Consider the following 26,087-nt stretch of genomic DNA (forward strand, 5'->3'; position numbering starts at 1 on the left):
AATACAAATACATAAAAAGCAAATACAAAAAAATGTTTATAGAATATAACAACCTACCCCAAAATTCTAGAGTTTGGGTATATCAGTCTGATAGAGAATTTACGCAAGAAGAAATAGAGTTTATTAGTGCAAAAGCGTTCCTTTTTATTGATAATTGGACACGTCATGGAGACGATTTAAAAGCATCATTCACTATTAAATACAATCAGTTTTTAATTTTAGGAGTCGATGAGAACTTTAATAACGTTTCAGGATGCTCCATCGATGCTTCGGTACATTTTGTACAAGAACTCGAAAAAGAGTTAGGGTTAGATTTAATGGATAAAATGAATGTCTCTTTTAAAGATGGAGATACGATTAATACAGTAAAACTTCCAGAGTTTCAAGATTTTGCCAAAAAACAAAAAATAACAGCAGAAACAGTGGTGTTTAACAATATGGTAAATACCAAAGAAGATTTTGAAACAAAATGGGAAGTGCCAGCAAAAGAAAGTTGGCATGCACGATTTTTGGTATAACTATTGAAGTTATTTTTATAGATTCCCCTATTAATTTTCGAAATTATTTAAAAATAAGTCTATATGAATAGAAAGACTCTTACGTTATTAGCTTTTGCTTTCATCCAAATAATAAAAGCCCAACAAATAGGTGCTGACCCACTATTAGCAAAAGATTCCATAGCTCAAAAAGTTTGGGTTGATAGTATTATGAAGAATATGTCTATAGATGAAAAAATCGGACAACTTTTTATGGTGCAAGCCTATTCAAACAAAGATAAAGAGCATGAAAACTTTATTTCAAATATGATTACCAAATACCATGTTGGAAATCTTATTTTTATGCAAGGCACACCAGATAAGCAAGTCGTTTTAAATAACAAATACCAAGAGTTAGCTAAAACACCCTTACTCATAGGGTTTGATGGCGAATGGGGGTTAGATATGCGTTTAAAAAATGCCTACCGTTTTCCGTGGAATATGACGTTAGGAGCTGTTGAAGATAACTCCTTATTAGAAGAAGTAGGAAAGAGAATAGGCGAGCACTGTAAACGTGTAGGAATTCACATGAATTTTGCTCCTGTGGTAGATGTAAATACCAACCCCAATAACCCCATTATAGGAAACCGTTCGTTTGGAGAAAAAAAGAGAATGTTGCTGAAAAAGCAATTGCATTTACGAAAGGAATGCAAGGAGTAGGAGTGTTGGCAAATGCGAAACACTTTCCAGGGCATGGAGATACAGAGACAGATTCACACCATACCTTACCTACCATTAATTTTAGCAAAGAGCGATTAAACTCGGTAGAGTTATACCCTTTTAAAAAAATAGTTGATGCAGGAGTGGGAAGTATAATGACAGCACATTTAAGCATTCCGGCATTAGAAAGCAACCCTAAATTACCAACATCGCTATCAAAAAATGTAGTAACCGATTTATTACAAAATGAATTAGGATTTAAAGGTTTGGTAATTACTGATGGATTGAATATGAAAGGAGCTGCAAATTATTCAACACCCGCAGAAATTGATTTAGCAGCCATCTTAGCAGGGAACGACATGCTGTTGATTCCACAAGATGTACCCGGTTCAATAAAGCTGATAAAAGAAGCACTTTTAGAAGGAAAATTAACCGAAGCACGGTTAAATCATTCCGTAGAAAAAATACTAAAAGCAAAATACATAGCAGGTTTACATAAGTATCAACCGATATCCACAGAAAACGTAGTTAAAGATTTGAATACTCCTTACGATGAAGTTTTGCACCGTAAGTTGATTAAAAGTTCAATTACGGTTTTAAAAAATGAAGGGAATGTATTACCAATAAAAAATCTTCAAGATAAAAAAATAGCATATGTTTCTCTAGGAAACGATGAGGGTTCACATTTTTATGAAATGCTTAAAAATTACACAAAAGTTGATGAGGTTTCAGATACGCACTTAGATGTATTACTTCAGAAATTGGAAAAATATAATGTAGTAATCGTAGGCTTTCACAAATCAAATAAAAATCCATGGAAAGGATATAAGTTTTCGAATAAAGACTTAGTTTGGTTACAAGAAATAGCAAGAAACCATACCGTTATATTAGATGCTTTTGCAAGTCCGTATAGTTTACTTCAAGTGCCTTCTTTTACCAATATCGAAGCGGTAGTTATGTCTTATCAAAATAGTAAGTTGGCTCAAGAATTATCAGCACAAGCGCTATTTGGAGCTTTCGAGCTTACAGGAAAATTACCAGTATCTATTAATGATGATTTTAAAGTGGGAGATGGAGTATTTATAAAAGGGCTAGACGTATTGCAATATACCATACCTGAAGAAGCTGGAGTTTCATCAGAAAAATTATCAATTATCGATAAAAGAATCGATACTATTTTAAAAGAAAAAATGACTCCCGGAGGCCAAATACTGGTAGCTAAAAATGGAAAAGTAATTTATAATAAGAGCTTTGGTTACCATACCTTAGAAAAAAAACGTCCTGTTAAAAACTCTGACGTATATGATTTAGCTTCTCTAACTAAAATTCTAGCTTCTGTGCCTATGATAATGAAAGCAGAAGAAGAGAGAAAAATCAGTTTATTCTCTAGTTTAGGAGACTTGGTGCCAAGGTATAGGAATTCAAATAAAGATACCTTATTAATAAAAGAGATATTATCACATTTTGGTCGTTTACGTTCGTGGATTCCTTTTTATTTAGACACTAAAGACAGTGTAACAGGACAAAATTCTACAAAATTTTATAGAAGAAAGCGAACTCCTAGATTCAATATCAAGGTAGCCAACAATTTATACCTAGCAAAAGAATATAAAGATTCGATTTATAAACATATTGTAGACTCTGAACAACGAGAACGCGAAGGGTATAAGTACAGTGATTTAGGCTATTATATATTTAAAGAAGTTTTAGAAAGAAAATACCATCGGCCTCTAGATAGATTGGTAGAAGAACAGTTTTATAAATCGTTGGGAGCTTATAGAATGACCTATTTACCCTTGAACAAATTTGCAAAAGATGAAATTGTCCCTACGGAAAAAGATAATTATTACAGAAATCAGTTAGTACATGGGTATGTACACGATATGGGTGCCGCTATGTTAGGAGGGGTCGGTGGTCATGCTGGCTTATTTGCAAATGCTAATGATGTTGCAAAAATGATGCAGTTATTTTTGCAAGACGGATCTTACGGAGGAAAAAGATATCTGAAACCAGAGACGATACATAAATTTAACAAACGTTACTATGAGCAAAAAAAGGTACGCAGAGGTTTAGGTTTTGACAAACCCCAATTAAATCCTAAAGTAAAAGCTACTTGCGGTTGCGTGTCTGATGTTAGTTTTGGTCATAGTGGTTTTACAGGAACCTATACGTGGGCAGATCCAGCTACCGGTGTTGTATATGTGTTTTTGTCAAATAGAGTGTATCCGACGATGAAAAATTATGGTTTGGTAAGAAGTAACATGCGAACAAAAATTCAACAAGATATTCAAGACGCTATTTTGATGGTGGAGTAGGTGCGAGCTTTGTGTAAAGAAGTACGATGAACAAGGAAGAAAAAAAGTATACAAACGCTATTTTCCAATCAAAGAATAAACTTAGTGCCCAGCTTTGAATAGTATAAAAAATAGGGAACAAAAACGCATTAAGTCCAAACCTAAAAGTATCGATAAACTCTATTTCATCTACCTTCTTACTTAACGATTTCCAAATTGTATAAGGAATAAAACTATTTAGTATAATAAGTAAAAATAGCGGTAAAGCATAATTAATACTGGCTGTTTGCCGTGCAAGTTGTTTTTTACTACTTATAATGCTGTTTACTTTAGCAACCTTTGTAAAATCAATTTGAGCGTTGTTTAAATTTGTTAATGTAGCTTCGTAGTTCTCGTTTTGTTCTATGTGTACACTTAGGCTTTTTAACTGATTAGACACCTGTTCTTTAATTTCTTTGATTGATTGATTTAGATTTTCTTTGTCGTAATGGTCATTAGCTAAAATAGGAGAGCCAAAATGAATTGCCGCTTTTGAAGGGTAGTTAGATACCTGTTGATACGTAATTCCTACAGGTACAATGTGAATTTGAGTATTTGGAAAATTGTCTAAAGTTTTAAAAATAATTCGAGTAAACCCTTTACTTAAAGGTCGTATGGTTCTATTTTTATTATGACTTCCTTCAGGGAAGATCAATAAAGTTTTGTTCTCTTTAAGAATTTCTTGACACTTGTTAAAAATTTCTTCATTCTTCCCCAATTGCTTCACTCCATCTCGTATGCGGTAGATAGGCATCATTCCTAGTAAGTTAAAAAATTTAGCAATTGTGGGGTTTTTAAACACAGCAGCTCGTACTAAAAAATTGGTTCTTCTTTGAATGTGTGTAGCAATAAGCAAGGGGTCTAACAATCCGTTTGGGTGATTTGCAGTAAAAATTACTGCCTGTTTTTTAGGGATGTTATCATTACCAACAACGGTTATTTTCTTTGCATAAAAAAACAAGCCTGTTTTAACATAAAGTTTAAAAAAATAGTATACTAGTGTTTTCATCTATTCTCTTTTTCTACCCCAATAGGTGGCTAATAACATTCCAGAAAAAATATCCCAAACACCCCAAAAAGCTGCTAATAAAGCCATACCGCCCAATCCGTCAAAAAAACTAAAAATTAGAAGTAAGCCTAAGCCGCCATTTTGTATTCCAGTTTCAATAGAAATAGTTTTACAATCTCTCATATCTAATTTGAATGATTTTCCAGTTAGGTAGCCTATTACAAAAGCATAAATATTATGAAATATTACAAGGAATATTACGAGATGTATATAATTTTTAAAAACATCGGCATTATCGTAAAGAGCAATTACTATTAATAAAAGAAAAAAGAAAATTGAAAAGGGGCGTAATAATTTATTTATTTTTTTAGCCATTGTATGATGGTAATGGTTTACTAACATTCCTAAAACGATGGGAATTCCTAAAATAAGAAGTACGAGTTTAAAAATTTCAAAAGGGTTTAAAGAGACACTTTTTAAAATTTTATTTGTGGGTTCGTATAAGCTACCCCACAACTCTAGATTTAAAGGAGTCATGATTAAACAAATCAATGTAGTAAAAGCAGTTAAACTAACCGATAGTGCTGCATTACCTTTTGCCATTTTACTAAAAAAGTTAGAAACATTTCCACCAGGGCAAGCGGCTATCATCATCATACCTAGCGCAAAACTAGGATAAGGTTTTATAATTAGAATTAATATAAAAGTTAAAAAAGGCAGTAAAATAAATTGAGATAAAAGCCCTACGAGTAATGCTTTAGGCTTATTAATTAATCTTTTAAAATCGTAAATTTTAATATCTAAAGCAATTCCAAACATAATTATAGCTAAAGCTATGTTTAGCATCCAGAGAGCTTCGGTATCAAAATTAATTCGGATAGTATCTATTTGTGAGGTATTAATTTTTGAAAGCATACTCTATTATATTAGAACCCATTTGTAAAGCTTTTTCCCTTATTTCTTTCGGATCGTTATGAACAGCAGCATCTTCCCAACCATCATTCAAATCACTTTCATAATCATAAAAAACAATAAGTCTACCTTTAAAAAATAACCCAAAACCTTGGGGGGGCTTTTTATCGTGTTCGTGAATTTTTGGAAGCCCTTTCGGAAAAGAAAACGTTTGATGATAAATCGGGTGATTATTCGGAATTTCTTGAAGTTGTAATTCAGGAAAAACTTTTTTCAACTCTCGTTGTATGTATGTGTTTAACCCGTAATTATCTGAAATATGCAAAAACCCGCCAGAGGTTAAATAATTTCTTAATGTTGTAGCTTCGTTCGTTGTAAAAAATATATTTCCGTGCCCAGTAATAAACGTTATTGGGAAATTAAAAATAGTTTCGTCATCTAAGGTAACAGTTTGAATGTCGTTATCTATTTGTGTTTTTGTATGTAGATTTACAAATTTTACTAGATTTGGTAGGGCAGTTGGGTTTGCATACCAATCGCCACCTCCTTTATATTGTATAATTGCTACTTCTTGAGAGAATAAATTCATACAAAGTAGAAAGAAAATAATGATGGAGAAATTTCTCATATATAAAATTTGGAAGCAATATAGTAAAACGGCAATAAAAAAACACCAACATTGAGTCTGTTGGTGTTTAATTTCCCCTTAAATAATAAATTAGGCTTTCAATTTTGAAAATTCCTTGGTTTTTCAAAAAGCAGTTAATCTATGCGGTGAATTTATTAAAAGTTGTTGCAAATTGAGTTCGGTTACATCCAGATGGGTGTTTTAAGACCAACTTTTTATAAAAAGTAGAGTGTTTTTTGGCTTTTTATAGATACAAAAGAAAGATGTAGTTGGCTATGACGAGTCAAGATAAAAAAAACACCAATACAATAAATTGGTGTTTTTAGCTTTATAGCTTTTTCCCTTTCTCCCTTTCGCACTGAGAATAAGAGAATTCTCAATAGTATCGTTAAAAGTGTAATTTTAAAAAATTGAAAACCCCTTCAAGTATTCTCAACTACTAATCCTTAAAATTTCACTCTGTAAATATAGCTAATTGCCACAAAGAGGTAGTTCGAAAACATCCAAATTGGATGTTTTCGAACTACCTTTTTATAAAATACAATTAGTTTTTTAGTTATGTTTTTGTTGAATTTTTAAATTCTACAGGAGTATGTCCGGTATACTTTTTAAAAACTGTATAGAAAGTAGACTTAGAATTAAATCCAGATTCTAAACCTATTGATGTAATGGTATATTCCCCATAATCAGGGTCTAACAATAATTTTTTTGCTAAGTTAACCCTCATCTCGTTTAAGTAATCGGTGAATGATTTTTTAGCGATGTTATTAATAATCGAAGAAAGTGTGCTGGAACTTAATTCTATATCTTTTGATAAATCTTGTAATGTGTATTTGTTTAGCAAAAATTTTTTTTGTGATTTGATGAATGTATCAATTTGAATAAATTGTTCTTTTTGCTTTTCTAAATGATGATCCGAGCAATTTTTTTCAGAAGATAGGTTAATAGTATCAATGTTAAAATTACCGTTTAAATCAATTAAAAGTGAGGCTCTTATTTTCTCACGCTCTTTTAATAAACGAATTTGTCTTAAACCTTGGTAGCCTAACCAATAAATTAATACTGTAGTAAATATTCTTAACGGATAATATGAAACTAAAAAATTATCAAAATTTGAGCGTATTGTTACAGTTAAAGCAATAATCCATAATAAATATCCAATGGTGGATAGTATAAAAAAAGTGTATAACCACTTCAAATTATCATACGATAATATCTTTGGAAATAGTTTTTCTTTTTTATAAAGAATGTACATCGAATAGATAAAAATACCCACAGAAGTAAGCATACTAAAAAGTTCTTCTAAAGAAGAATAACGTTTGTAAATATACTCTAATCTTTCTTCAGAAGCAGAATCACTATAATAAACCACAAAACTTATTTGAGCAATAACTAATAGTAAAAAAACAGGGATAACTATTTTTAAAATATTAAAAGACTTTTTAGCTAAATTTAGATAATGTATTAAAAACATATATAAAAAAGGCATAGCTAAAAAATGCCAAGAAAATTGCATATAAACAAGCTCAAACTTGTTTTGAAGAAGTCCTCTTTCAAGTGCCCAAGATTGAATATTATTTAAAGAGATAACTAAGATTAAGAGATTTAGATAAACCATACTTTTTTCCCTTCCGTTTTTAGAACAGAAAAGTATGATGCTGAAAGCAAACCCATGAATAGCGCTAATTAGCAAAAAGAGATTAAATAAATCTGCTACAGTCAAAATAAAAAAATTAACAATAGTTAAATATACAAAAAATCAGCTATTGATGTAAATAAGAAATACTCTGTACTACATTTAATCCTGCTGTTTCTGTTCGTAACCTATTATCTCCTAAAGAAATAGGAGTGAAGTTTTTATGTATAGCATATCGAATTTCATCGATTGAGAAGTCACCTTCTGGGCCGATAAGAATAATGTACCTAGAATTAGGAGTAGCACTATTTTTTAAAAACTTTTTTTCAGTATTGTCTTCACAATGAGCAATAAAAGTTTCTTCATTAAAGTCCTTGCTTATAAAATCGGTAAAGGCTGTCGCCTCATTTAATTTAGGAAGTGTGAACTGTAAAGATTGCTTCATAGCCGATTGAATGATTCTTTCAAAACGCTCAGTTTTTATAACTGTTCTTTCGGAGTTTTTACAGATGATAGGAGTTATTTCATCAATACCAATTTCTGTAGCTTTTTCTAAAAACCACTCGAAACGGTCGTTATTTTTAGTAGGGGCAATTGCCACATGAAGGTAATAATTACGAGTACGTAATTTTTCTTCGCAGTTAATAATTTTTGCAACACATTTTTTATCGCTAGCTATAGTTATTTCTGCAAAAAAGAGGAGTCCATTTCCATTGGTAATATGTAAAATATCGCCTTCTTTTTTTCTTAACACACGCACTATATGTCGACTTTCATCTTTGTTGAAAGTTATTTCTTTTGAACTGGAAATTAAATCTGAATTATAAAAAAGCTGCATTATAAATCGAGTTTGTAGGTTCTTCTTCGTTTGTGAGCTATGGGGTCAAAATCTTTCCATATTTGATGAATTGCATGATTTTCTTCCAATTCAGGGGTTCTGATGCAGTTTTGAATTCCTTTGGCTGAAAATGCATGGTGAAATTGTTCAAAAATAATGGCAGTTACTCCTTTGTTTTGGTATTCTGGATGAACGCCTATTAAATAAAAGGTAACATTTTTTGAGTTTTTTCTAGCATTTAATAAATGAAAAATTCCAAAAGGAAAAAGTCTTCCTTTGGCTTTTTGTAGTGCTTCTGAAAAAGAGGGCATTACTATGGCAAAAGCTACAAGTTTGTGGTTTTTGTCGACTACAAACTTTATGTACTCGGGGTTTATAAAGCTTATGTATTTCTTTTTAAAATACGCTATTTGCGCATCTGAAATAGGTACATAGGTTGATAGTTTTGAGTATGTTTCACTAAATAAATTAAACATTTCATCTACATAGGGCATAATCTTAGTTGTAGAAGTAAAGTTTAAAGGAGTTAAGTTGTACCGTTTTTGTATAATAGTACTAGCTTTTTGATATTTCTTAATATCGACATTTTTAAAAGGAAAAATACTTTCTATATATTCTTTTTCTTTCTTAAATCCAAGTTGCTCTAAATGTTTTGCATAATAAGGGTGATTGTACCAAGTAATCATAGTACCTATGTGGTCAAATCCCTCTATAAGTACTCCTGTTTTGTCTAGGTTGTTAAAGCCTACAGGGCCTTCTATATATTCTAAATTATTTTCACGTCCAATCTCAGCTACTTTATTCAATAATGCTTTAGAAACCTCAATATCGTCAATAACATCAAACCATCCAAAGCGTATTTTTTTTATGTGTTGTTTCTCTACTTCATAAGAATTAATAATGGCTATGATTCTGCCTACAATTTTATTATTTCTTAGCGCAATGAAAAAATGAGCTTTTGCATATTCAAATACAGGGTTTTTGTTTTTGTCAAAATTCTCTATTTCATCTTTTATAATGGGAGGTACCCAATTTTTATTATTTTTATAAAGAGAAAAAGGAAACTTAACAAATTGTTTCATCTCCTTTTTGGTGGTTATTTCTTTAATTTGAATCATTTTTTGAATTTAAGGCTTCTGGTTATCCTTTTTTTCTTTTTGCTCTTCTTTTTTTATTTCTTCTTCTAGTTTTTGTATCTCTTTTTCTAATTTTAAGCGTTCTTTTTCTTTACGTTTCGCTTCTTTCTCTTCTTCCTTTTGTATTTCTTTTTCAAGTTTTAAACGTTCTTTTTCTTTACGTTTCGCTTCTTTTTCTTCTTCCTTTTGTATTTCTTTTTCGAGTTTTAAACGCTCTTTTTCTTTACGCTTTGCCTCTTTTTCTGCTTTCCTTTTTTCTTTTTTGGCAGCTTTCTTTTCTTCTTTTGCTGTTTTCTTTTTTTGCTTTTTATCTTCTTTAATAATAATATCTACTAAAGATTCTTGGCGTTCTCTTTTCGATTTACCCCCTACAGCCTCAGGGTTACCTGATTCGATATCTAAATCAACTTTTTGTTCTCGTTTTTTAGAAAATAGCTTTTTAAATTTACTAAACATACGGCCAAAGAAGTTTCTATCTTTATCGTACTTAACTGGTTTTTCTTCTTCAATTTTATTTCCAAACTCATCAATTTCAACATAATCATCTACGTGTTTGTTTATTCTGTAAGAAACCCCTAGAGAACCATAAAAACCTATTTCATCTTGTATTAAATTCGCTCTTAAAGAAGCGTTGAATTGCATGTTTTCGCTAAATAGATAAGCAGCTCCGGCTCCTATGTTCGTTTTCTTTTCATATTTTTCAAAAATACCTTGCATTTCTGCAAATCCCGACCAATAATCATCAAAATTATAAGTACCTGTTAAGATATAAGAGAACTCAGAAAAGTCAGTTCCGATGTAATTGTAGTGAAAATTGGTAATGACATTTAATTTGTCTGAAAATTCATTTTGCAACAAAATACTTACTTTGGGACTAATACCACCTCTTTCGTGATAATTGGTTAAAAAACTACCAATATTTGCTCCTGCCGAAATAGCTACATGAGGTATCCACCGTTTCCAATCAAATGAATGTCGTGCTTTCCAACTTCTAATCTCTTTGCTTTTATCATCATATTTAGGCGCAAATATCATATACTTAGCTCCTATACTAAATTCACTTAATCCGGTTTCGTTGTATGAAGATTCAAAAATATTTTTAAATGCAATCTTATCGTTTTGTAATGAGGTGTTTAAATTTAATTCTAACTTTTCAGAAATAAAGCTGGTTCTAAAAAATAAATTTAAACCAAGAGCTTCTGGGTTGGTAAAGGTTGGAGTTGCATTTATTTTTCTATAAAAAATACTCGTTTCAAATTGATAAACACCTGAACCAACACTGTAAGGACTTTCAGAAAAACCTGGTTTATTTGAATTTATAACAGGAGTATATTGTGCATTTGCGGCTATAATAGAACAAAAAACAAAGAAGCTAAGAAGTTTTTTAATCATATATTAGATTCAAATTTTCAGGTTGTACAAACATACGTAAAAATACAATTACCTATATTATATAAGTTTTATAAAGTCTTAACGCTTCCTTTTGCTTCAAATTGTTATTTTTGATTGATTTTTTATTTTAAGAGAAAAATGATAAACTTTAATGAAGCTGGACCTGTGAATTTTATAAAAACCATATTAATTATCTTATTAGTTTATTATGCTGTAAAGTTTTTAGTCAGACTTTTTGCGCCTTATTTAATTAAAAAAGCAGTTGACAAAGTACAAAAGAAAGCTCAGCAACAATATAATAGTCAGCAGCAATCACCAGATGTAGAGGTAGGAAAAACGGTTATTGATAAAAAACCAAATAACACAAAACAAAGTAATAATTCTGTTGGCGAATACGTTGACTATGAAGAAATAGACTAACCATGAATTTTAAGAAAATGTTACCTTATGCAATTGCAGTTGTTGTTTTTGTAATTGCGGCGGTATTGTATTTTAGCCCTGTTTTAAGCGGAAAACAAATAAAGCAAAACGATATTACTCAGTATATAGGAATGGCTAGAGAGTCTTCTAACTATCGTATAGAAAAAGGAGAAGAATCATACTGGCTGTCGAATGCTTTTGGAGGAATGCCTACGTATCAAGCAGGGGCTTATTACCCAAATGATTTTATTCGTTATGTAGATAAAGCCATTCGATTTTTACCCAGACCAGCAGATTATTTATTCTTATACTTTTTAAGTTTTTTTGTGCTGTTAATGGCATTAAAGGTAGATTGGAAATTAGCGGTGTTAGGAAGTTTGTCCTTTGGCTTTTCTACGTATTTAATTATAATTTTTGGTGCTGGTCATAATGCCAAAGCACATGCTATTGGGTATATGCCATTGGTAATAGCAGGCTTTGTATATGTTTTTAGAAATAAGTATTTGTTGGGCTTTGTGCTAACCGCAATGGCTATGGCTTTAGAGGTCTTTTCCAATCACCTACAAATGACTTATTATTTAGGTTTTTGTTTGCTCATTTTAGGAATTGTAGAATTTGTATTTGCTTATAAAAGTAAAAGGTTATCACTATATTTTAAGCAAATAGGAGTTATTATAGCAGCCTGTTTTTTAGGAATTAGTGTCAATGCCACCCGATTATTAGCGACCAAACAATACGCAGAATATAGTACCAGAGGAAAGTCAGAATTAACCATAAACCCTGATGGAACGCCTAAAGAAAAATCTACAGGACTCGATAAAGCATACATAACAGAGTATAGCTACGGAATTGCAGAGACATTTAACTTATTGATACCTCGTTTTACTGGAGGAGGAACAGTAGAAAAGTTAGGAGAAGATTCTAATTTTTATCAAGTGTTAGAGGAAAAGGCTGGTAAAAGTGTTGCAAGAGATTATTCGAGTCAAGTGTTAACCTATTGGGGAAAACAACCCATTGTTGAAGCACCTGCTTATATAGGAGCAGTCGTTTTCCTTTTGTTTTTTTTAGGAATTTTCTTAGTAAAAGGAAGGTTGAAGTACTGGCTAGTCGGAGCGACTATTTTTTCAATAGTGTTGAGTTGGGGTAAGAACTTTCCTGCAGTAACAAACTTTTTTATCGATTATTTTCCTTTGTATAACAAGTTTAGAGCAGTTTCTTCAATACAAGTTATCGCAGAATTATGTGTTCCACTTCTAGGTGTTTTAGCACTAAAAGAGTTTTTCTCATCTGAAACTTCAGCTGATGAAAAAGAGCAAGCAGTAAAAAAATCATGTTATATAGTAGGAGGAATCTCTTTGCTGTTCCTATTATTTGGTTCTAGTTTATTTGCTTTTGAAGGATTACGAGATAGTCAGTACCAAGAACTTCCTGAGTTGATAGATGCCTTGATAGCAGATAGAAAATCAATGTTATTTAACGACAGTTTGCGTTCTCTTTTGTTGGTTTTAGCAAGCTCAGGTGTGCTATGGTTATATTTAAAAGGAAAACTAAAACAACTACCTGTCATAGTACTCCTAGGAGGATTGATACTCTTCGACTTAGTGTCTATTGATGTTAATTATGTGAATAAAGAAGACTTTACCCTGGCGAGAAAAGTACAGAAACCATTTACAGCAACAAAAGCCGATACAGAGATACTGAAGGATACAGGGTATTATCGTGTTGCTAATTTCAGTGTAAATCCGTTACAAGACGGAAGAACTTCGTACTTCCATAATTCTATAGGTGGTTATCATGCAGCTAAAATGAAACGTTATCAAGAGTTATTTGATTACCAAATCGCAAAAAATAATATGGAGGTGCTCAATATGCTCAATACAAAGTACTTTATTTTAGGTGATGAAAACTATCAAGAAAATCCAGAAGCCAATGGAGCTGTGTGGTTTGTAAATTCGTTAAAAGAGGTACAATCTGCCAACGAAGAAATTTTTGCTCTTGATAGTTTGCAAACAAAATCGCAAGCAGTTATAAATACCAAAGAATTTGATTTTAAAGGGGTAAGTACTTATCAAAAAGATAGTACAGCTACAATTGAATTAGTTGAAAACGACTTAACAAAGTTAGTGTATAATGCGACTACAAATACGAAGCAATTTGCCGTATTTTCTGAGATTTACTATAAAGATGGATGGGAAGCATATATCGATGGTAAGAATGTGCCATATTACAGAGTAAACTACGTGTTAAGAGGACTTGAAGTACCTAAAGGAAACCACACGATAACGTTTAAATACAAACCCAAAATAATAAAAACAGGAAGCACAATAGCTGTGTTTAGTTATGTATTGCTATTGTTGATTTCAATAGGTTGGTTTGTTATAAAAAAAAGGAAAAGTTAATCTTCTAGATCCTTTAAAAAAACAGAAGGAGTTACACCAACGTGCTTTTTAAATGCTCTCGCAAAGGCAGAGGCGTTGGTGTAGCCTATTTCTTCTCCTATTGCTTGTACAGAGTATTTTCTAAACCTTTTGTCGTCTTTTAGTTTTTTTACAACGTAATTAATTTTAAGTTTGGTACAATACTTTTTAAAAGGTTCATCGTGATGCCTATTAAAAACAAAAGAAACATAAGTGGTATTGGTATTGAGTTTTTCAGCAATGGAGTTTATTGAAAAATCACACTTTAAAAAGTCTAAATTCTGTTGCACATTTTTAAACTCGTTAAGAATCTTATTTTCTAAAGCCTCATCGATGTTGTACTCTTTTTTTTCAGCCTCAAAGGGTTTTCTTTTGTTCACAATTGAAATAAGTTCTTTTTTCTTTTTCTTTTCTTTTTTAAATAAATAGTATGATATACTGACAAAAGCAAGTAATAAAAAAACAAAAGAAAAAATAAGTTTTTTTTGTTTCTGTCCCTCTTTTTTAAGAATTGAATCATTTAGTATTTGTGCCTTGCTGAAATTATTATTGTAAAATAAGCTAAATGTTTTTTCTTTGTTTTTCTCGGCAAGATTGAACTTATCCATAGTAAGTTTAGAGTACTTATAAGCACTGTCTAACTTATTTAATTGGTCATAAGTATTAGATAAAATATCATATATGGTAATTAACCTGCTTGTTTTACATTTTTTAGGGTCTTTTAAAAATTTATTTGCATAAAAAATAGTAGAGTCAGAGTTATTTAAACCATGAAAACAAATTGCCTTTTGAAAATGTTTTTTGTGAAGATAATTGTAACCATTACAAACATTTTTATAATTGTTAATTAATTCTAAGGCTTCAGAAAACTTTTTACGAGCCATTAAAATTTCAGTTTTTTTAAAATAGTAGGTAATTTCAGAGTTTTTATGAGGAGGATCAAATAGTTTGGTTATGTCATAGGCTTTATCATAATAATAGGCAGCAGAGTCTATAAAAATAGTGCTGTTTCTTTGAGTGCTTAAATCCATATACAAATCTCCCAAGCTGTTAATAATAGCAACCTCTTGTTCTAAAAATGAATTGTTGTTTTTTACTTCATCTAAAGAGTGATGTTCTAAATCAGCATAGGCATTGAGTAGAATTTTTTTAGCAACAGACTCCATTTTTAAGGCTCTTTTTACAGTTGCTCTGGCTACCTTTATAGAAATATCATTTGTATGATAGTTGATAGATTTTTTGCTGTTTTGCTCGTTAGTTTGTTGCATTAACATTATGTAACGATAGGCTTCATTGTAATCTTCCTGATTTTTTTTTACCCAAAACAATCTATTAAGTGTTGCTATTTTAGCTTCAGTAAGACATGGTAAGTTTTGTTCTTGTAGCAAGCTGTCTATCTGTTGCAGTGATTTTAGCGAGAACTCTTCTGCTTTGTCGTAATCTTTTAATTTGTAAAAACCGAATGCTTTGAAATTAAATAACAATACTTTATTACACACGTTTTCAGATTCATTTAGTTTTTCTCCATAATAAAATAAGCTATCTAAATCTGTATTTTTAAAATAATTTGCTTTATTCAAATGAATTGAATCTATATATTGAGTTTGCGATGTAGCCTTTATAGGAAAAAGAAAAAGTAGAAATAATATGTTTAAAATTTTCTTCATTTTACATACAGTCAGTAGAGTTACTTTTTATAAAAAGCGTGAAAAACAAAAATCAAATATACCATTTTTGTTTGTGCTTTTTATAAAATAGAGTACTTAAGGTTTTATTTATGCAAAAAAGAGTATTACTTTTATACAAGTAATGAGTACTAAGTTAGTACGAGTTGCTATGAGAAACGTAGAAATTAAAAGCGATAGAGTACTCTGTCGCTTTTGTTTTATAAGTTTTTAAGAACCTAATTTTACTTCTGTTGTTTATAATGGCAAAATAGTAATACATTTGTTTTAAAATAAAGTTCATGTATTCTAAATTACCTGAGAAAAGATATAAACACACCCTAACATTTTTACAAAAACATCTTCCAGCTCCCGCAGTTATTCTAGATCTTGGAGTTCGTAATCCTTTTTCTGAAATCATGGAAAAAAATGGCTACACCGTATACAATACCAATGGAGAAGACTTAGATGTATTACCTCAAATAGTAAAAGAGTATAAGGTCGATGCAGTAACAGCATTTGAAATTTTTGAGCATTTATTGGCACCTTTTAATGTTTTAAGAGCAATAGAGGCAACGAAAATTATTACAACAGTTCCTTTAAAATTATGGTTTGCGAATGCTTACAGAAGCAAAACAGATATGTGGGATAGACATTATCATGAATTTGAAGACTGGCAATACGATTGGTTACTAGAAAAGTCGGGTTGGCGTATAGTAGCTACCGAAAAATGGACAAGCCCAGTACGTAAGTTAGGAATACGACCTATTTTAAGAAATTATGTACCTAGGTATTATGCAGTATATGCTGAAAAAGAGATAGAGAAATGAGAATAGGAATGATTTTAGATGCCGTTTATCCGCCCGATCCAAGGGTTGAGAATGAAGCCATAGAACTCATAAAAAGCGGGCATGAAGTCTTTTTATTTTGCCTAACCTACACAAATGAAAAAAGAGAGGAACTGGTTAAAGGAATTCACGTAAGAAGGTATAAAACGACTATTTTTGAATATAAAATGTCTGCATTAGCATATACGATACCAGTGTATACTATTTTAATGAAAAAGAAAATAGCAGATTTTATAAAATCCAATAAAATAGAAAGCGTACATATACATGATATAAGAATTGCAGAAGCAGCATTTCGAGCAAACAAAAATACCTTACCAGTAGTTATTGACTTGCATGAGAATAGACCAGAAATCATGCGTTTTTATCCTCACATGCAAAAGCTAAGAGGAAAATTACTCATATCTATAAAAAAATGGATACGGAAAGAAGAAGAATTTATTAAAAAGGCAACCAATGTTGTAGTGGTTACCAATGAAGCAAAAAAAGAGATTATGAATAGAGTAGGGGTTCCTGCTGATAAGATTGTTGTGGTACCCAATACCGTTAGAACTTCTTTTTTTGAAAAAAGCTCATTTCCGCCTATTTCTTATCAAAAAAAAGCAAATGAATTCACTATGCTATATTTAGGAGATACAGGAGCAAGAAGAGGTCTTAAAACAGTTTTAGAGAGCATGGTCGACCTTAAGAAGCAGATTAGAAATTTAACATTTGTTGTTGTAGGAAAAACAAACCCGAGACTAGAAAGGTTGGTTGTTGATTTGGGGCTGACCAATGAGGTAAAATTAGTGGGATGGCAAAAAGATACCACCTTTCCTAGCTGGATTCAAAACTCAGATGTATGTTTATCGCCATTGCATAGAAATATTCATCATGATACAACGTATGCAAACAAAATTTTTCAATACATGAGTCTAGGAAAACCTTTGCTTGTGAGTGATGCAACTGCGCAAGAAGAAATTGTACAAAAAGTACATGCAGGTTTGGTACATGAGGCTGAAAATGTGAAAGACTTTACTCAAAAAATGATAACTTTGTATGAAAGTGAATCGTTACGAAAAACAATGGGTCAGAACGGAAAAAAGTTTGTAAAAGAACAGTTTACTTGGGATAAAACTTCAAAAGAATTAAAAGAATTATATAACAAACTAGCTTGAAAGTAGTAATCGTTACTTATTATTGGCCACCTGCTGGTGGACCGGGTGTACAGCGTTGGTTAAAGTTTGTAAAATACTTACGAAATTTTAATATTGAACCAGTTGTTTTTACAGCAGAAAATGCCAGTTATCCAATAACTGATGTTTCCCTCGAAAAAGAGGTTCCTGAAGGAATAGAAGTGCTAAAATGCCCTATAATAGAACCCAACGGAATTTTATCAAAAATTAAAAAGAAAGACACGCAAAAAAGTTTAGGCTTTTTAAACCCCAATCCAACTTTTTTAGACAAAGCCTTACTGTATATTAGAGCAAATTATTTTATACCAGATGCACGGAAATTCTGGGTTCGTCCATCAGTTGCCATGTTAAAAAAATATCTTTTTGAAAATAAAATTGATGTTTTAATAACTACAGGACCTCCCTTTAGTGTTCATCTTATAGGCTTGCAATTAAAGCAACAGTTAAATCTAAAATGGATAGCCGATTTTAGAGACCCTTGGACGAGCGTAGATTATTTTCACTTATTACCGCTAACAAAAAAATCATTAAAAAAACACTATTTCTTAGAAGAGAAAGTGGTAAAAGAAGCAGATGGAATATTGATGGTGAGTAACGAAGCAAAAAAGAAATATGAAAAGAAAGCTAAAAATATAACCGTAATAACCAATGGTTTCGATGATGATGGAGAGGAGCGGTTAAAAGAAGTTGTTATCGATACAAAGTTTACGCTTACATACATAGGAATGATGAATGCTGAGAGAAATCCTGAAAATTTATGGGATGTATTGTCAGAACTATCAAAAGAACATAAAGAATTTGCAGATGATTTTGTGCTCAGGTTTGTAGGCAAAGTTGATGAGGTGATTTCAAAAAAAATAAGAGCAAGCCATGTAAAAAATATAGAAGAAGTGGGATATGTTCCGCATCATAAAGCGAAAGAATACCAGCAGCAAACGCAAGTTTTATTAATAGTTGTAAACGATTATCCGAGTGCAAAAGAAATGATTCCTGGGAAGACATTTGAGTATTTACAAGCCCAGCGACCTATAATTGGCATCGGGCCAGAAGAGGGAAGTATGGCAGAAATTATTAGAGAATCAGGTTCAGGAAATGTTTTTGATTATGATAATAAAAAAGAATTAAAAGAGTTTATCTTAAATCTTTATCATCAATATAAAAAAGAAGGTAAAATTCCTACTTTAGCAAGTAAAATAAACAAGTATCATAGAAAAAACTTAACCGAAAAGTTAGCAGACTATATACGACAGGTAGCACAACATTAAAATAAAGTATATTGGGAATTATTTTTAAACAATCTTTCAAAAATACCCTTATTATTTACCTTGGGTTTTTAATAGGTGGAATTAACACGTTGGTCTTGTATACACGTTTTTTAAAAGATGAGTATTATGGGTTGGTTACATATGTGTTATCTGCTTCAAACTTAATAATGCCAATCATAGCCTTCGGAATACATTTTACCATCATCAAGTTTTTTTCGGCGTATACATCTAAAAAAGAGCAAGATAAATTCTTAAGTTCAGTTGTTTTATTGCCATTGCTCATAGCAATTCCGATTGGGTACTTCTGGGATTATTTTCATAACTGGATTATGAGTTATGTGCTTAAAAGTGGTTCAGAAGAAAACCTAATTATTGAAAATTACACGATTTATATTTACATAATAGCAGTGTCTTGTGCCTATTATGAGGTATTCTATTCTTGGGCAAAAGTACAAATGCAATCGGTGTTTGGAAATGTATTAAAAGAGCTTTACAATAGAGTGGCAGTAATGGTTTTGTTATTTGCTGTTTATTTTCAAATTATAACAAAACAAGAGTTTATTATGTATCTATCAATTGCATATATTCTAAGAACCTTGTTAATGATGTTGTATGCATTTTATTTATACATACCCAAATTCTCATTTTCACTACCCCATAATTTTAAAGAAGTTTTTAGGTATTCGTTGTATATTATTTTAGCAGGTAGTGCTGGAGCAATTATTTTAGATATAGACAAAGTAATGATTCCAGGAAAAGATGGATTTGAAACAGCAGCATACTATGCAGTAGCAGTTTTTATAGGGTCGTTTATAGAAGCTCCTAGTAGAGCAATGGGACAAATTTTACAGCCTCTAACATCAAAATCTATAAATGAAGATAACACCAAAGAAACCGAAAACTTGTACAAAAAAAGCTCAATAAACTTATTGTTAATAGGAGGTTTATTCTTTGTTTTGGTAAACTGTAATGTATCGGAGTTATTTAGGCTTTTGCCAAATAAGAATTATGCAGGGGGTATATTAGTAGTATTGTTAATCTCTTCTGCAAAATTATTTTTAATGTTATTGGGTAACAATGGGGCGATTATTAATAACTCTAAATTATATCGCATTGCTTTACCTGTAAACTTAGGAATGGCGATTTCTGTGTATTTTCTAAATACGTATTTTTATAACGATTTAGAAATGGGAACAACAGGGTTGGCTTTAGCTACCTTTATTACTGTTGTGGTATTCAATGGTTTTAAGTTGTGGTTTGTGAAAGAAAAATTTCAAATGACTCCTTTTACTAACAAAACATTTTCAATGATCTTAATCATTTTAATTATGTTTTTAGGATTTTATTTCTGGAACTTCTCCACCCCTGAATTTTATTTTTTAAAATTTCCCATCCATCCAATAGTAAATATTGCTTTAAAAAGCATACTCATTGTAGCTCTTTATTTGTTTGTAGTAATAAAACTAAAGATATCAGTGCAAATAAATAGTTTAGTAAGTAGGTATGTGAAATAAGTAGGTGAATTCAAAAAGAGTTGTTTTTTTGAGTGTATAATTCTTTGTAAACCAAATTGAATAGTGATTTTTGAAAGCGACCAAGATGATTTATAGATGAAGTCAGGTCTTCTCTTGTTCAATATTAGTGAGAATACATAGAATTAGTAAGTTTCAATATGAATGCCTAGCATTGCTGTTTTTCCAATAAATTTAGTTCGTAATATCATTGCATTGATTTTAAGATTTTTATTTCCAAAGCTCATTTAAAAGTGTCATTCCGACCAGAGGGAGGAAGCTCATATAAACAACTAACTCCTATTGTTGAGACGTCTCATCACTCATACTTCACTTTATCGAAATAACATTGTGTTGATTTTTAGTAAATTCTATTTGACATTGTATCCCGAACTCACGTTAAATAGTATGATTGATAATGTGAGAAGTGATTGGCAGAATAGGAAGTTATATACAGACAAAACCTCTCAACAAATAGTTATTTATTGAGAGGTTTTTCTCTTTGTAGATTTTTACTTAATCTTGAAGTCTTCTAGACTTTCCTCGTTGTTCGGGCTTACCTTTGTAACGTTTATTCTGATACTTTTTGTTGTTGTGAGCTTTCTGCTTACGTCTTTTTATAATTTCACCACGTTTTCCAATTTTAGCATTTGGTAACGCTCTATAGTAGTAAAAATTATTGTCTTCTCTGAATCGACGGTAATTTCTTCTAAAATCTTTTCTGTAGAAATAAACATCGTCATAATCAAAAATATCACCTACATTAATATCAATATTTACATCAAAACCATCGTTATGGTAATAATTAGTGTCACAATGGTTGTGGTATCCAGGTTTTACGAAACCTCTATAACGTGGATTTCCCCATCTGTCGTACTGTATATGTAAATTTCCGACTTTAAAAAGGTTGCCGAATTTATATCTCATAAACACGCTACCAATTCGATTTACATTTCCTCTTGCATCGTAGTTAATGTACACGTTACCTACACTTCTTACACGACCTCTTCTGTCTCGTTTTATACGTATACCATAGTCAGAATATCTATTGTAATGGGTATTAAAGTCGAAATCACCATTTAAAAATACATGAAATTGTATTCCTCTTTCCACAAAGGTAACAGCATCATTATAACCATAGGTAACCCCAATTTTGCTAGTTGATTTTTCAATGTTTTTAGCACTTACTGTTGTTAATGACAGCATTGCTAATAATAATAGTATCCCTGTTCTCATAATTGCTAATTTTAGGGTTAAGCTTACTCTATATGCTTTTCAGCTTCCGCATTTGATTCAATAGTTTTCAAAGAACATGCCAAAAAATAGTTGAATGCTTTATTTTAATAGTAATATAAAGTGATGTTTTATTTTATGTTATTGATTTATAGGGTCTTATTTTCAATTGAAAAAATAATTTATTTCTCCCCATAAAAAGTTCTATATTTATGCGATTTACTAGAAAACTTATACTTACAAATGATAACCGCCATTGAAAAAAACTTACGAAGAGGAGTTAAACTATTAGAAACGATTAGTGACGAACAATATAGTGATACATCAATTCCTCCTTACTATTCTAGTATAGGTGCTAATATGAGGCATATTTTAGATGTTTTTACTTGTGTTTTTAATGGATTGGATAATAAATGTATAGATTTTTCAGATAGGCAACGTAATGAGCTTGCTGAGCAAAAAACAGCATTCGGTATTGCTTATTTTAACAAAGTTATTAATCAATTATATTGTTTAGAAGAATCGGATTTTGATACAATTATCTCTGTTACCGATGATTTAGGCACTGGAAAGATAACGGCAAATTATACACTAGGAAGTGCTTTAATACAAGCGCATAGCCATGCTATACATCATTTTGCAAGCGTAGGTTTTATCATAAATCAGCTAGGAATTGAGCTGCCAGACGAAGATTTTGGATACAATCCAACAACTCCAAAGAAACAATTTGTAAAATAGATAATATAACTATTGGTTAATATAAAACTAGCTTTTTTAAAATTTTTGATATGCATTGGATTTATTACCCAGTTTTAAATAAGGTGATAGGGATAAATATCAAATGGAATTCACTAAAAATCAACAAAATGTCGTCTATGAATAGGTTTACTACTTAGTTGAAAGTTTTTTGTCTGAGTTGTGTACGAGAGATAGCACTACATACGACAGAATAATCAGTGGAATTGCTACTATTTTTAGTGTTACAATCAATATGACTGACAATAGTAAAAACACATATTTAATTACGTTGTCTTTAAAAGAGAAATTTTTAAATTTCAAAGAAAACAACGGAATTTCAGCATTCATTAAATAAGTAAACACTAAGGTAATTAATAGTAAAAAGTATTGGTTTTGAATCAGCCCTATAAAAAACGATTCTTTATCAAACTGAGCTATTAAAGGCAACGAAATTACAAATAAACTCATTGCTGGTGTAGGTACTCCAATAAAACTATCCGATTGACGTGTATCAATATTAAACTTTGCTAAGCGATATCCTGCTCCTAATGTTAGTAATAAGCCTAAATAAGGTAAATTACTTCCTGTAACTCCATATTCGTCTACTCCAAAATATCCAACAGCATCTACATCTATAGCATTTACTAGCATCTGCATCATTACAATACCGGGTACTACCCCACTCGTAACCATATCTGCTAAACTGTCTAGCTGTTTCCCTAATTCACCTTGAACTTGTAATACCCTAGCAGCAAACCCATCAAAAAAATCAAAAAGTATGCCTACCATTACTAATATTGCGGTGGCAAAAAAATCTCCTTTAACTGCAAAAATAGTGGCAACAGTACCACATAACAAATTGCCTAAGGTCAATAAATTTGGAATGTATTTCTTAATATTCACCATGTTTATCATTTTAGAGCTAAAATAAGAAATCATTCAATGGTTTTTACATTTTAGTTATTTTTTATCATATTTGTTTAAAAAGCTATATTATTATACTATGCCAATTATTTCAGATACATTCACACCAACACTCCCTTTTAAAAGTGCTCATTTTAATACGGTATATCGTCCTTTGTTTATGAAAGATACGATAACCTACCAACGTAAGAGAATTACCACTTGGGATGCCGATTTTATTGATTTAGATTTTTCTATAGTGGGTTCAAAAACATTGGTGCTTTTAATTCACGGATTGGAAGGAAGCGCTCAATCAAATTATATGATTACAGCATCTAATCATTTAAACAGCATTGGTTTCGATACGGTTTGTATGAATTTAAGAGGTTGTAGTGGTGAAGATAATTTATTATTAGAAACCTATCATAGCGGAAAAACCGATGATGTTGATTTTATTATTAAACATTTAAAAAATAACTATAATTATAAAAACATCGTAATTACTGGATTTAGTTTAGGGGGAAATTTAACCTTAAAGTACTTAGGAGAGTATCGCAATATTCCTTCGGAAGTAAAGGGAGGTATCGCGGTTTCTGTTCCTGTAGATTTAACTTCTTCTCAAGCTGAACTACATAAGTTAAAAAACAAAATTTACCTCAATGAGTTTTTACGTACTATGAAGTTAAAACTCTTGGAGAAATCAGAAAAATTTCCTGATTACCCACTGGATAAAAAACTTCTGTTCAAAGCGAGTAAGTTTCGACATCTAGAAGAGCAATATACAGTACCTGTTTTTGGTTTTGAAAGCTCAGAAGATTATTGGCAAAAAGCGAGTTCAAAACCTTTTATTCCCGAAATAAAAGTTCCTACATTGCTTATAAATGCGTTGGATGATAGTTTTTTGTCCAAAGAATGTTACCCCATAAAAGAAGCTAAAAACATGCATAATTTTTATCTGCTAACTCCTAATTATGGAGGTCATGTAGGTTTTATTTCTTCATTTTCTAATACTGAAAACAGGTGGTTAGAACAACAAATAGCTCAATTTATTAAAGAAATTATCGGAATAGCAAACTAAAACAATAACGTTAAAAAGCTTTAGCTATGTGAAAGGGATTTATGATATTTGTAAAATAGCAACACTAATTTTCTCAGCTTTTTGTGATGATAAAAAAATATGCATTTCTTTTACTTTGTTTAACTACTATAAACGTAGGTTTTTCTCAAACAGTTAACACTGTAGGTTTATCAAAATTTTCTCAAATAAGTGTCATCACTTCTGGTCCTGGAGAAGCTTTATATGAAAAATTCGGACATACGGCTATTCGGGTAAAAGACCCTGTTTTACAATTAGATTTATTGTACAATTATGGTATTTTCGATTTTAATGACCCTAACTTTTATATGAACTTTACCAAAGGATATATGCAGTATAAGTTAGCTCGTTACCCGTTTTATTTATCTTTAAAAGACGCACAACAAGAGCAACGTTGGGTAAAAGAACAAATTTTAAACTTAACACAAGAGCAACGAAATACATTTTTTCAGTTTTTAGAGAACAATGCATTACCAGAAAATGCGAGCTATTTTTACGACCCTTATTTTGATAATTGTGCTACCAGACCTCGTGATATTATTCAAAAAATTACAGGCGATCATCTCGTTTTTAAAAGTGATTTTGTTAAAGAAGATGTATCACTCAGACAATTGATGAATAGAGAAATTCATCCGAATACCTGGGGTAGTTTAGGTATTAATATTGCTTTGGGAAATAGGCTAGATAAAATAGCTACTCCAATAGAATACTTATACTTACCCGATTATGTTTTTAAAGCGCTGGAAGCCTCAAAAATACTAAAAGAAGAAAAGGAAGAAAATTTAGTTCAAAAAACAACTACTTTAGTCGACTTTGAAGAAAAAGAATCAAAAAGCGACACCTTCAGTCCGTTTTTAATAGTACTACTAATTGCTTTAGTAGGGGTATTTATTACCTACACTGATTTTAAAAAGTCAAAAAGAACTAAGTGGTTGGATTTCGTCCTGTTTTTTACAACGGGAATTTTAGGTTTATTAATCGTTTTTTTATGGTTTTTCACCAATCATTCTACTGCGCCAAATAATTTTAACTTTTTATGGGCATTCGCTCCTAACCTACTTGTTGCTTTTCTTTTACTGAAAAGTAAGCCTCCAAAATGGGTGAGTATGTATGGTAAAGTTTTATTGGTTTTTATGCTGCTGATTCCTATTGTATGGCTTACTAAAACCCAATTATTCACCTACCCTCTTATTCCGTTGTTTGTTTTGTTAGGAGTTCGTTATGGGTATTTACAAAAAGCTTTGAAGCGCTAATTCATACCCTTGCAAGCCAAATCCGAAAATAACTCCTTTAGCATTGGGTGCAATGTAACTTGCATGTCGGAATTCTTCTCTAGCATGAATATTAGAAATATGTACTTCGACCACAGGTGTATCTATTCCTTTTACAGCATCACCAATACCTACAGAGGTGTGTGTGTATGCCGCTGCATTTAAAATTATTCCATCATAATCAAAACCAACTTCGTGCAACTTATCAATGATTTCTCCTTCAATATTAGATTGAAAATACGCTAATTGTATATTGGAGTTTTTACTTTTCAACTCTTTAAAAAAATCTTCAAAAGAATTGGATCCGTAAATAGTGGGTTCTCTTTTTCCTAATAAATTCAAATTAGGTCCGTTGATAATGATTATTTTTTTCATTGATTACTTTTCTGTGAGGTAAAAATAACTTTTTAAATGATATCTATAAAAAAAGGAAGCCAAATAGCTTCCTTTCTCATAATATGCATAA

Annotated in this window: 22 protein-coding genes and 1 pseudogene; 12 read left to right on the plus strand and 11 right to left on the minus strand. The window is 31.1% G+C overall.

What is annotated here, in order from left to right:
- Positions 1-32: 32 nt before the first annotated feature.
- The 3 genes and pseudogenes from P8625_RS01295 to P8625_RS16230 all read left to right on the plus strand — a co-directional run bounded on the left by P8625_RS01295 (position 33) and on the right by P8625_RS16230 (position 3,511).
- Positions 33-518: an ABC transporter ATPase gene (locus P8625_RS01295; protein WP_279651700.1), complete on the plus strand. Its 486-nt coding sequence runs from the start codon at positions 33-35 to the stop codon at positions 516-518.
- 231 nt (positions 519-749) lie between these two features.
- Positions 750-2,194: pseudogene (locus tag P8625_RS16315) on the plus strand (glycoside hydrolase family 3 protein); the annotation flags it as partial.
- 66 nt (positions 2,195-2,260) lie between these two features.
- On the plus strand, positions 2,261-3,511 hold the full coding sequence (locus P8625_RS16230; RefSeq protein WP_407704784.1) for a serine hydrolase domain-containing protein: 1,251 nt from the start codon (positions 2,261-2,263) through the stop codon (positions 3,509-3,511).
- On the opposite strand, the gene P8625_RS01305 is transcribed toward P8625_RS16230, so the two are convergent.
- The 7 genes from P8625_RS01305 to P8625_RS01335 all read right to left on the minus strand — a co-directional run bounded on the left by P8625_RS01305 (position 3,492) and on the right by P8625_RS01335 (position 11,080).
- Complete coding sequence (locus P8625_RS01305; protein WP_279651701.1) at positions 3,492-4,538, minus strand: lysophospholipid acyltransferase family protein; 1,047 nt, start codon at positions 4,536-4,538, stop codon at positions 3,492-3,494. The genes P8625_RS16230 and P8625_RS01305 overlap by 20 nt on opposite strands.
- Entirely contained in the window at positions 4,539-5,453 is a 915-nt protein-coding gene (locus tag P8625_RS01310) for a bile acid:sodium symporter family protein (protein WP_279651702.1), read from the minus strand.
- Complete coding sequence (locus P8625_RS01315) at positions 5,437-6,078, minus strand: DUF4159 domain-containing protein (RefSeq protein WP_279651703.1); 642 nt, start codon at positions 6,076-6,078, stop codon at positions 5,437-5,439. Before P8625_RS01315 ends, P8625_RS01310 begins: the two co-directional genes overlap by 17 nt.
- A gap of 556 nt (positions 6,079-6,634) precedes the next feature.
- Positions 6,635-7,801, minus strand: coding sequence for a helix-turn-helix domain-containing protein (locus tag P8625_RS01320; protein WP_279651704.1), 1,167 nt, complete (start codon positions 7,799-7,801; stop codon positions 6,635-6,637).
- Between the two features lie 40 nt (positions 7,802-7,841).
- A complete protein-coding gene (locus P8625_RS01325; protein ID WP_279651705.1) occupies positions 7,842-8,552 on the minus strand; it encodes a 16S rRNA (uracil(1498)-N(3))-methyltransferase in 711 nt (236 codons plus the stop codon).
- Positions 8,552-9,670, minus strand: coding sequence for a GTP cyclohydrolase (locus P8625_RS01330; protein WP_279651706.1), 1,119 nt, complete (start codon positions 9,668-9,670; stop codon positions 8,552-8,554). The genes P8625_RS01325 and P8625_RS01330 overlap by 1 nt, the downstream gene beginning before the upstream one ends.
- Before the next feature lie 9 nt (positions 9,671-9,679).
- Positions 9,680-11,080, minus strand: a complete 1,401-nt coding sequence (locus P8625_RS01335) for a transporter (protein ID WP_279651707.1) — start codon at positions 11,078-11,080, stop codon at positions 9,680-9,682.
- 138 nt (positions 11,081-11,218) lie between these two features.
- On the opposite strand from P8625_RS01335, the gene P8625_RS01340 reads away from it, so the two are divergent.
- Together P8625_RS01340 and P8625_RS01345 are read left to right on the plus strand one after the other, a co-directional pair.
- Positions 11,219-11,500: a DUF4834 family protein gene (locus tag P8625_RS01340; protein WP_279651708.1), complete on the plus strand. Its 282-nt coding sequence runs from the start codon at positions 11,219-11,221 to the stop codon at positions 11,498-11,500.
- 2 nt (positions 11,501-11,502) lie between these two features.
- The gene (locus tag P8625_RS01345) at positions 11,503-13,899 is read left to right on the plus strand and encodes a YfhO family protein (RefSeq protein ID WP_279651709.1); all 2,397 of its coding nucleotides are present in this window, start codon (positions 11,503-11,505) and stop codon (positions 13,897-13,899) included.
- Here the strand turns inward: P8625_RS01345 and P8625_RS01350 are convergent.
- Positions 13,896-15,584 (minus strand): helix-turn-helix domain-containing protein, encoded by a 1,689-nt coding sequence (locus tag P8625_RS01350; RefSeq protein WP_279651710.1) that lies wholly within the window; start codon positions 15,582-15,584, stop codon positions 13,896-13,898. The two genes, P8625_RS01345 and P8625_RS01350, sit on opposite strands and share 4 nt — an antisense overlap.
- Positions 15,585-15,883: 299 nt before the next feature.
- On the opposite strand from P8625_RS01350, the gene P8625_RS01355 reads away from it, so the two are divergent.
- Genes P8625_RS01355 through P8625_RS01370 form a run of 4 tightly spaced genes read left to right on the plus strand, consistent with a single transcriptional unit; the run spans position 15,884 to position 20,383 of the window.
- Complete coding sequence (locus P8625_RS01355; RefSeq protein ID WP_279651711.1) at positions 15,884-16,411, plus strand: methyltransferase domain-containing protein; 528 nt, start codon at positions 15,884-15,886, stop codon at positions 16,409-16,411.
- The gene (locus P8625_RS01360; protein WP_279651712.1) at positions 16,408-17,586 is read left to right on the plus strand and encodes a glycosyltransferase family 4 protein; all 1,179 of its coding nucleotides are present in this window, start codon (positions 16,408-16,410) and stop codon (positions 17,584-17,586) included. Before P8625_RS01355 ends, P8625_RS01360 begins: the two co-directional genes overlap by 4 nt.
- Positions 17,583-18,869, plus strand: coding sequence for a glycosyltransferase family 4 protein (locus P8625_RS01365; protein ID WP_279651713.1), 1,287 nt, complete (start codon positions 17,583-17,585; stop codon positions 18,867-18,869). Before P8625_RS01360 ends, P8625_RS01365 begins: the two co-directional genes overlap by 4 nt.
- An 11-nt stretch (positions 18,870-18,880) precedes the next feature.
- On the plus strand, positions 18,881-20,383 hold the full coding sequence (locus P8625_RS01370; RefSeq protein WP_279651714.1) for a lipopolysaccharide biosynthesis protein: 1,503 nt from the start codon (positions 18,881-18,883) through the stop codon (positions 20,381-20,383).
- Positions 20,384-20,896: 513 nt separating this feature from the next.
- Here the strand turns inward: P8625_RS01370 and P8625_RS01375 are convergent.
- Positions 20,897-21,616 (minus strand): hypothetical protein, encoded by a 720-nt coding sequence (locus tag P8625_RS01375; RefSeq protein WP_279651715.1) that lies wholly within the window; start codon positions 21,614-21,616, stop codon positions 20,897-20,899.
- 240 nt (positions 21,617-21,856) lie between these two features.
- Between P8625_RS01375 and P8625_RS01380 the strand changes: the two genes are divergently transcribed.
- Positions 21,857-22,351 carry a DinB family protein gene (locus tag P8625_RS01380; RefSeq protein WP_279651716.1) on the plus strand — a complete coding sequence of 165 codons (495 nt, stop codon included), beginning with the start codon at positions 21,857-21,859 and terminating at the stop codon, positions 22,349-22,351.
- Positions 22,352-22,501: 150 nt separating this feature from the next.
- Here the strand turns inward: P8625_RS01380 and P8625_RS01385 are convergent, their stop codons facing one another.
- Positions 22,502-23,290 (minus strand): CDP-alcohol phosphatidyltransferase family protein, encoded by a 789-nt coding sequence (locus P8625_RS01385; protein WP_279651717.1) that lies wholly within the window; start codon positions 23,288-23,290, stop codon positions 22,502-22,504.
- Between the two features lie 64 nt (positions 23,291-23,354).
- Here P8625_RS01385 and P8625_RS01390 point away from each other — a divergent pair, with 64 nt between their 5' ends.
- Both P8625_RS01390 and P8625_RS01395 read left to right on the plus strand, forming a co-directional pair.
- Positions 23,355-24,332, plus strand: a complete 978-nt coding sequence (locus P8625_RS01390; protein ID WP_279651718.1) for a YheT family hydrolase — start codon at positions 23,355-23,357, stop codon at positions 24,330-24,332.
- Positions 24,333-24,418: 86 nt separating this feature from the next.
- Positions 24,419-25,603: a lipoprotein N-acyltransferase Lnb domain-containing protein gene (locus P8625_RS01395; RefSeq protein ID WP_279651719.1), complete on the plus strand. Its 1,185-nt coding sequence runs from the start codon at positions 24,419-24,421 to the stop codon at positions 25,601-25,603.
- Here the strand turns inward: P8625_RS01395 and aroQ are convergent.
- Positions 25,580-25,996 (minus strand): type II 3-dehydroquinate dehydratase, encoded by a 417-nt coding sequence (gene aroQ, locus P8625_RS01400; protein ID WP_279651720.1) that lies wholly within the window; start codon positions 25,994-25,996, stop codon positions 25,580-25,582. The two genes, P8625_RS01395 and aroQ, sit on opposite strands and share 24 nt — an antisense overlap.
- Between the last annotated feature and the right edge of the window lie 91 nt (positions 25,997-26,087).

Origin of the sequence: Tenacibaculum tangerinum (assembly GCF_029853675.1) — a bacterium.
GTDB classification, from domain to species: domain Bacteria; phylum Bacteroidota; class Bacteroidia; order Flavobacteriales; family Flavobacteriaceae; genus Polaribacter; species Polaribacter tangerinum_A.

Excerpts from the sequence above, each read along its gene's own strand:
- P8625_RS01295 (WP_279651700.1), top strand. The coding sequence starts at position 33 with ATGTTTATAGAATATAACAACCTACCCCAAAATTCTAGAGTTTGGGTA.
- P8625_RS01305 (WP_279651701.1), bottom strand. The coding sequence starts at position 4,538 with ATGAAAACACTAGTATACTATTTTTTTAAACTTTATGTTAAAACAGGC.
- P8625_RS01310 (WP_279651702.1), bottom strand. The coding sequence starts at position 5,453 with ATGCTTTCAAAAATTAATACCTCACAAATAGATACTATCCGAATTAAT.
- P8625_RS01315 (WP_279651703.1), bottom strand. The coding sequence starts at position 6,078 with ATGAGAAATTTCTCCATCATTATTTTCTTTCTACTTTGTATGAATTTA.
- P8625_RS01325 (WP_279651705.1), bottom strand. The coding sequence starts at position 8,552 with ATGCAGCTTTTTTATAATTCAGATTTAATTTCCAGTTCAAAAGAAATA.
- P8625_RS01330 (WP_279651706.1), bottom strand. The coding sequence starts at position 9,670 with ATGATTCAAATTAAAGAAATAACCACCAAAAAGGAGATGAAACAATTT.
- P8625_RS01335 (WP_279651707.1), bottom strand. The coding sequence starts at position 11,080 with ATGATTAAAAAACTTCTTAGCTTCTTTGTTTTTTGTTCTATTATAGCC.
- P8625_RS01340 (WP_279651708.1), top strand. The coding sequence starts at position 11,219 with ATGATAAACTTTAATGAAGCTGGACCTGTGAATTTTATAAAAACCATA.
- P8625_RS01345 (WP_279651709.1), top strand. The coding sequence starts at position 11,503 with ATGAATTTTAAGAAAATGTTACCTTATGCAATTGCAGTTGTTGTTTTT.
- P8625_RS01350 (WP_279651710.1), bottom strand. The coding sequence starts at position 15,584 with ATGAAGAAAATTTTAAACATATTATTTCTACTTTTTCTTTTTCCTATA.
- P8625_RS01355 (WP_279651711.1), top strand. The coding sequence starts at position 15,884 with ATGTATTCTAAATTACCTGAGAAAAGATATAAACACACCCTAACATTT.
- P8625_RS01360 (WP_279651712.1), top strand. The coding sequence starts at position 16,408 with ATGAGAATAGGAATGATTTTAGATGCCGTTTATCCGCCCGATCCAAGG.
- P8625_RS01375 (WP_279651715.1), bottom strand. The coding sequence starts at position 21,616 with ATGAGAACAGGGATACTATTATTATTAGCAATGCTGTCATTAACAACA.
- P8625_RS01380 (WP_279651716.1), top strand. The coding sequence starts at position 21,857 with ATGATAACCGCCATTGAAAAAAACTTACGAAGAGGAGTTAAACTATTA.
- P8625_RS01385 (WP_279651717.1), bottom strand. The coding sequence starts at position 23,290 with ATGATTTCTTATTTTAGCTCTAAAATGATAAACATGGTGAATATTAAG.
- P8625_RS01390 (WP_279651718.1), top strand. The coding sequence starts at position 23,355 with ATGCCAATTATTTCAGATACATTCACACCAACACTCCCTTTTAAAAGT.
- P8625_RS01395 (WP_279651719.1), top strand. The coding sequence starts at position 24,419 with ATGATAAAAAAATATGCATTTCTTTTACTTTGTTTAACTACTATAAAC.
- aroQ (WP_279651720.1), bottom strand. The coding sequence starts at position 25,996 with ATGAAAAAAATAATCATTATCAACGGACCTAATTTGAATTTATTAGGA.